The organism is Algoriphagus sp. (assembly GCF_030694375.1).
Lineage (GTDB): Bacteria > Bacteroidota > Bacteroidia > Cytophagales > Cyclobacteriaceae > Algoriphagus.
The window spans coordinates 95,937-102,399 of the sequence record NZ_JAUXYL010000024.1 but is presented as its reverse complement, the minus strand read 5'-3'; the positions used below and the strand labels follow the sequence as shown (position 1 = coordinate 102,399).

At 42.5% G+C, this 6,463-nt stretch carries 5 protein-coding genes; 1 reads left to right on the top strand and 4 read right to left on the bottom strand.

Annotation, left to right across the window (positions count from 1 at the left end):
• Positions 1-131 precede the first annotated feature (131 nt).
• From Q8M62_RS09420 to Q8M62_RS09405, 4 genes are all read right to left on the bottom strand, one after another.
• Positions 132-1,358, bottom strand: a complete 1,227-nt coding sequence (locus tag Q8M62_RS09420; protein WP_304901484.1) for a cyclic nucleotide-binding domain-containing protein — start codon at positions 1,356-1,358, stop codon at positions 132-134.
• Between the two features lie 248 nt (positions 1,359-1,606).
• Positions 1,607-2,986 carry a sensor histidine kinase gene (locus Q8M62_RS09415; protein WP_304901483.1) on the bottom strand — a complete coding sequence of 460 codons (1,380 nt, stop codon included), beginning with the start codon at positions 2,984-2,986 and terminating at the stop codon, positions 1,607-1,609.
• Positions 2,987-3,065: 79 nt separating this feature from the next.
• Complete coding sequence (locus tag Q8M62_RS09410; RefSeq protein WP_304901482.1) at positions 3,066-3,449, bottom strand: response regulator; 384 nt, start codon at positions 3,447-3,449, stop codon at positions 3,066-3,068.
• 20 nt (positions 3,450-3,469) lie between these two features.
• Positions 3,470-3,676 carry a sensor histidine kinase gene (locus tag Q8M62_RS09405; protein WP_304901485.1) on the bottom strand — a complete coding sequence of 69 codons (207 nt, stop codon included), beginning with the start codon at positions 3,674-3,676 and terminating at the stop codon, positions 3,470-3,472.
• Between the two features lie 316 nt (positions 3,677-3,992).
• On the opposite strand from Q8M62_RS09405, the gene Q8M62_RS09400 reads away from it, so the two are divergent.
• Positions 3,993-6,350, top strand: coding sequence for an ABC transporter permease (locus Q8M62_RS09400; RefSeq protein WP_304901481.1), 2,358 nt, complete (start codon positions 3,993-3,995; stop codon positions 6,348-6,350).
• The last annotated feature ends 113 nt before the right edge of the window (positions 6,351-6,463 follow it).

Here is a 6,463-nt window from a genome sequence, read left to right as displayed (position 1 = left end):
ATACGCTGTCTGAGGCTTTTTTTTCCATGATTGATTAAGATTTAGAATGAAACATGGAATAAAAATAAGCTTTATGCCTCAAAATGAGAACAATACGTCCTGCTTTGAAATGGACTGCCGACGCAGTCGGTTTAGTTCAACATTTTTATGAGGTAATTGCTCATCTTTTTTCCGGACATAAAAGAGATCAGCGGGATGGTGAAGTCGTTGGTGGTAAGCTTACTATTGGCGGAGTCTCTACTGTAAAAGTCGATTTTATCTTTGTCAAAATCGCAATAGGCCGCAGTCATGCCGTAGAGCGCTCCGGCACTGGTGCCTCCCAAAAAGTCAATTTCTACCCCTTCCTCATAGAGTGCTTTGATCACGCCGAGATGAGCAAACCCTTTGGCCCCACCACCACCCAAGACCAGTCCAATGGCTTTGTTTGCCAAAATCCTGGCAAAGCGCCGGATATCCGGCCCATGATTTTTCCGGTAGTGAATGTGGAGATCTATTCTCCGGTCGACAAACCATCTTCGTGTATTTTCGGGAAATTTTGCCCTTTCGGGGTGAAGCAACAAAAGATAAATCTTCTTATTGAGGATGTTTTGGGAGTAAAGGTCTAAGTGCTTTTCAATTTCCTGGAGTCCACTTTCTTCATAAAAATCCGTAGCCAATACGACCAAATCCGCATAAATAATACATTGACTGGACCAGGCTAAATCTGCATCGCTGCAGACCAAAAAGTTTAATCCCGTATGCTCCTCCAGCGTATCATACATTTCCTGTGTCTCCAGATTGGCATGGGAATCATGATCCAGTATTTGGATGCTGACATTCAACGATTCAAACTCTTTTTTTACTGCTTCGGTGTATTCTGATATGTCGTTTGCCGACTGGAGATTTATGACTGCTATATTTTTGGCAGAAGTTTCCAGATGTTGCTGAAGTGCATTGCGACGGAGTCGGTTGACCACAAACCGGGTCAGTTTGCTGGAAAATGCGGGATGCTTCGACACGATGTCCAGATACTGGCTTTCTTTGATTTCCAAAACCACGGACTTTCGGATAGCCACGACAGATGCAGATCGGGGTTCGGCCATAAAAAGTGCAAATTCCCCGATAGGCTCGCCCTCTCCGATATCTCCGAGCGCATGCAGGAATCCGTCGTCCTGCTTAGCTAAGGCCCGGAATCTTCCGGAAATGACGATGTAAAGTGAATTATCTGTGTCCCCTTGATGAAACAAGAAGGTTCCTGTCTCCAGCTCCAGACTTTTCCCGTTTTCGAGAATTTGAGCTAATAACTCTTCCTCAAGTTCACCAAACAGGCGAAGGAGGATTTTTCTGTTGTGTGCGTTTTTACTGAGGTTAGGATCCAAGCTGAAAGAAATTAAGATGTAATGAGCGCTCTTTTTGCAAAAAAAGAGTTAGTCTAAAGTAAGAATTAATTGAAGCGAGGACAATTGCTTTTTTGAAAAATGTCGTTTTCATACAAATCTGTTGGGACGTGGATGAATTGATGTTTTTTCATGCCTTAAAAACAGCTCTCAAAAAAGAATTTAATGGGGGTAATGACCAATTGAATGATGGTCTGATTTGTGTTAACCCCGGGATCAGCCATAAGTTTTTAAGTTGATTTTTCCCCAAGTTTTACTTTTGGAAGTAATATGCTGAATCGGGTAAATTCTCCAACTTTTGATTCGATAGTCAATTTGCCTTCGTGGGATTTGATGATATCATGGGTGATACTCAGCCCAAGGCCAGTACCTTCGGTTCCTTTTTTGGTGGTAAAGAATGGCATCAGGAGCTTATCCCGAATCTCGTCCGGTACACCGGGACCGTTATCTTCCACTTTGATTAGAATATGATCTCCTTGGTCTTTGGTCTGGATTTGAATCTTGGCTTTGTAATCATTACCAAGGGCTCCGATTTTATCCCGCATGGCATCAAAGGCATTTTTGACCAGATTCAGGATGACCCGACTGAAGTCCTCTGCATTAAGATGAATAATGGGAAGGCTTTCATCCAAATCCAGCTGAATATCCACATTGATAGGATTTGGGTTGGCTCGCATTCCATGAAATGCCAAGTTTGAATATTCTTTGATCAGCGCATTGAGATCTGTAGGATCCATAGTCCCTGTGCCCCCTCGGGAATGCATCAGCATTGACTTGACAATACTGTCTGCCCGAGATCCGTGGTGCCGGATTTTGACAAGGTTGGATTTGACGTCTTCCAGCAGTTCGAGGATATTTTCTTTTTCCTTACTGTCGGATATTTTGGCCATTTCCTCACCGATTTCTTCTAAAAAGTCCACGCTCAGCTCCGAAAAGTTATTGACAAAATTCAGGGGATTCTTGATTTCATGTGCTATTCCGGCAGTCAATTGACCTAATGAGGCGAGTTTTTCCTGCTGGATCAATTGCTCTTGCGTGGATTGAAGGTGGTCAAGGGCATCTTGAAGCTCTTCTTTTTGTTTGAGAATCTCAGATGTACGCTCGGCGACCAGGGTTTCCAATTGGGATTTCTGTTCTGCAGTAGCTTTAAGTTGGCGCTCTTGTTCCTTTAAAAAAATCCGTTCGATCTCAATTTCCTTCATTTGCTTGCGGTGATTCAGCCACATCGTCACAGCCCAGATCAGTGCAAAAAAACCCGCGGCATTTAGATAATTTTCGAGGGTGTTATAAATGGAAGGACTGATCGTTTCGATCAGATATTTTAATAGTTCTACCCCCACTATCGGAAGTGGAGTGATGGCCATCGTTTTTTGAGATTCGAGCTCAGGAGTTAATAAGATTAGATAAACTATTCCCCCAACCAGAACAAAAGAAAGCAACTGAAAAAGAATCTGGGGAGGAAGATCAATAATTGCAATGCCAATTAATACCCCGGCAGCGATCATTCCATAGTTGAAGTATCGCTTAAGCTGGGCAGGAAATTCCTGAGTCCCACTGCTTTTTTTTAGGTAAAAAAGAAGGAAAAGTGAAATGACGTTGATCAGAATCATGGAGTTGTGCGGGCTGTCTTCTTTAAGTGATAAGTTTGCTCAGCGGGTACCTGTTTCGGCCGGGCTTTGAACTTGGGGATTATAGGTTTAATTGAGTGATTTCGGCGATTTCCTTTTTCAGATTTTCAAAATTTACGGGTTTTGTATAAAATTCCTTCGCCCCTGACTCCATTGCTTTTTTATAGTTTGCCTCATCTCCGTACGCAGAAATCATAGATACCTGAATCTTAGGGAACTTTTCTTTGATGATATCCAGCATTTCCAAGCCGCTCATTCCCGGCATATTGATATCCGAAAAGACGTATACCACCTTTGGGGGATTTTCACTAGCCAAAATCTCCAAGGCTTGTTTTGCTGAAAAAGCAAACTCTAGTTCCAGGGTTCCGCTTCGGATTTCCTTTCTCAGTTTTTGACGGAATAGATCTTCTACATCCCGCTCATCGTCGACGATTAAAATTTTCATAATTCAAAAGTTACAAGTTTTTACATAGGTAATAAAATTTCGAACGTAGTTAACTTTCCCGGCTTGGATTCGACATGGATTTCCCCTCCATGCACTTTCACAATATCATAGCTCAAACTCAAACCCAATCCTGTTCCCTGCCCGGTAGGCTTGGTAGTGAAGAAAGGCTGGAAGATTTTGTCTTTGATGGAGTCGGGGATGCCGGGGCCGTTTTCAGAAAGCGATATTTATACCCCTCCCGATTTATCGGGACGCACTGCCACCCTGATGATTTTGATGTTTTAGCAAAAACCGCTACCCTTTTAGAGGTTGAAATAAGACAAAGTTTCTTGGCAAGGAACCGGCCTTCCTTATTAATCTAACTTATTTTTTTGCCCGTATGCGCACGAAAATGTTCGGATAAATCTATGTTAATGTTCATTAACATGCTATTTACTCCACCTGAGGCCGTTTGACCATGGTATAAATTTGGTGTATTTCTGAAAATACAATCCCTTAATAAAAGTTGGAATATTCAGTTTCACCTTTATAAAGCCTTCTCTTATGTTAAAAAGTTATTTCTTAATTGGGATCCGTAATCTTATAAGGGAAAAGTGGTTTTCGCTTATCAAAATACTCGGTTTGGCTTTGGGGCTGGCCGCTACCTTCATCCTGGGATTATATATTCAGGAAGATCTTTCATTTGACAGGTTCCACCAGGATTCCTCGCAGATCTACCGGGTACTTACACTGGACATGGCTGAAGGGGTCAGTAGTAAATTAGTGGGTGTAACCCCCGTTGCCCTAGGCCCCGCAATGGTGGAGGAACTTCCTGAAGTCACCAACGCTGTAAGGATAAGACCTCTGGGGCGATTGAACATCAGTTATGAAGACAAGCTGCTAAGATGTGAGGGCTGCTTCCGGACTGAGTCTTCCTTTTTTGAGATATTCAACTTCCCCGTTTTGGATGGGAAAAAAGAAGGTGTATTGGACGAACCCAATACCATTGCCATTACTGAGACATTATCGAAAAGGATTTTTGGGGAAGAAAGCCCAATTGGGAAAACCATTAAGGTTAACCAAACTCTCGAACTTTATATCGTAGCCCTGCTGGCCGATCCACCTGCCAACTCCCATATCCAATTTGACCTGCTCAGGTCAATAGTGCCCGGACAGGATGAGGAGAACTACCGACAAAGCCTGCTACAATGGGGAGGCCTCAATACTTATACCTACCTGAAGTTTGATAGGGAAATAAATAAGGACGAGGTCGATGCCAAGATACAGGCTATAGCCCGAAAAAATGAGGCGGTGGAAGTCTTTGTCCCTACTTTGCAGGCAATGAATGATGTTCATTTGGGATCAAAAGAGATTCTTTTTGAAAGCAACTTCAATAAGTCCGACATGCAAAATGTGGTCACACTATCTATTGTAGCTGTCCTGATTTTATTTTTGGCCATCATTAATTTTGCCAATCTTGTCACTGCAAAATCCACCTCAAGAGCTAAGGAAGTTGGAGTCAGAAAGGTAATAGGTGCCTACCGTTCACAACTGATAGGACAGCATCTTTCAGAGTCCATTCTAGTGGTATTGTTATCCGCGATCATTGCCTATATACTGGTTTTGGGATTACTTCCTGTATTCAATGACCTATACCAACGAGGAGCGGAGACCCAGGCAATGTTCGATTATCAGAATCTTTTGATCATTGGAGGAATGGTCATTGCGGTTGGTTTAATCTCGGGATTGTATCCGGCTTTTGTACTTTCGGCCTTCAACCCACTTTCAGTGATGAAAGGGGCTTTCAAAAATACGGAAAGCGGAAAATCCCTTCGAAAATCCCTTGTCGTTTTTCAGTTCACCATCAGTATTGGTCTGATAGTGGGTACTGTCATCGTGTACCAACAGATGGATTTTATTTTCAATACAGATCTGGGTTATGACAGGGATCAGATCATTACCATTTCGCAAAATACCAGCAACAGCGAATTTCTCAAAAATGAGCTGACCCAAAACCCAAACATTCATGCCATAGGTACTTCCTCAGCACAGATCGGGCAACAGCTTCCAAGGGGCGGAGTAACGCCGCAAGGAGCCTCAGAGGAATCCACCTACATAGTCAGCGAAATGAATATTGACGAAGCATTCATTCCTACCATGGGCATGAGCATACGGGAAGGAAGGAATTTTTCATTGGAAACGTCAGACTCCTTATCCATCATTATCAATGAGGAAATGGCAAAGTTATTTGAATGGGAAGAACCTATTGGGATGAAGGTGGATTTAGGAAATGTAACTGTAGAAGTGATAGGGGTTGTGAAAGACTTTCATTTTGCCACCATTCGGCATAAAGTAGAGCCTTTGATGATGTTTTTCAATGCTCAAAACAGCCAAATGGCATTGAAGGTAGATGCACATAACCTCAACCAAACATTGGCTGACATTGAAGCTACCTGGAAATCGGTCAACCCGGAAACTCCCTTTGAATATAATTTCCTCGATGCGGAATTTGCCAACCTTTATCGAAACGATCAGGCCTTTTCTTCCATGTTTTTACATTTTGCCATTCTCGCGATTCTTATTGCATGCCTGGGATTATTCGGGTTGTCTGCTTACACGGCAGAACAAAGGCAAAAAGAAATCAGCATCAGAAAGGTGTTTGGCGCATCTCCGGGCAATATTATGGTGAAACTTTCTTTGGAATTTATTGGATTAGTTAGCATTGCCATTGTCCTCGCCACCATCCTCTCCTATTTTGCTATGAGCCAATGGCTGCAGGACTTCCAGTACCGGATCCAAATTCAACCATTGGTATTTCTCGTGGCAGGATTGATGGCCATACTCATTACATTATTGACCATAAGTTTCCAAACCGTTAAAGCCACTTTCAGTAACCCGATAAAATCATTGAAAAGTGAGTGAGGATTGCCGGGGAAAGGTTTGCCAAGTACTTTGTGAAAATACACTATTGGGTGATGAATTTTTTCTCGCAAAGATGTAGAGGCGCAAAAGAGTTAGTGAAAAAGCATTTTATA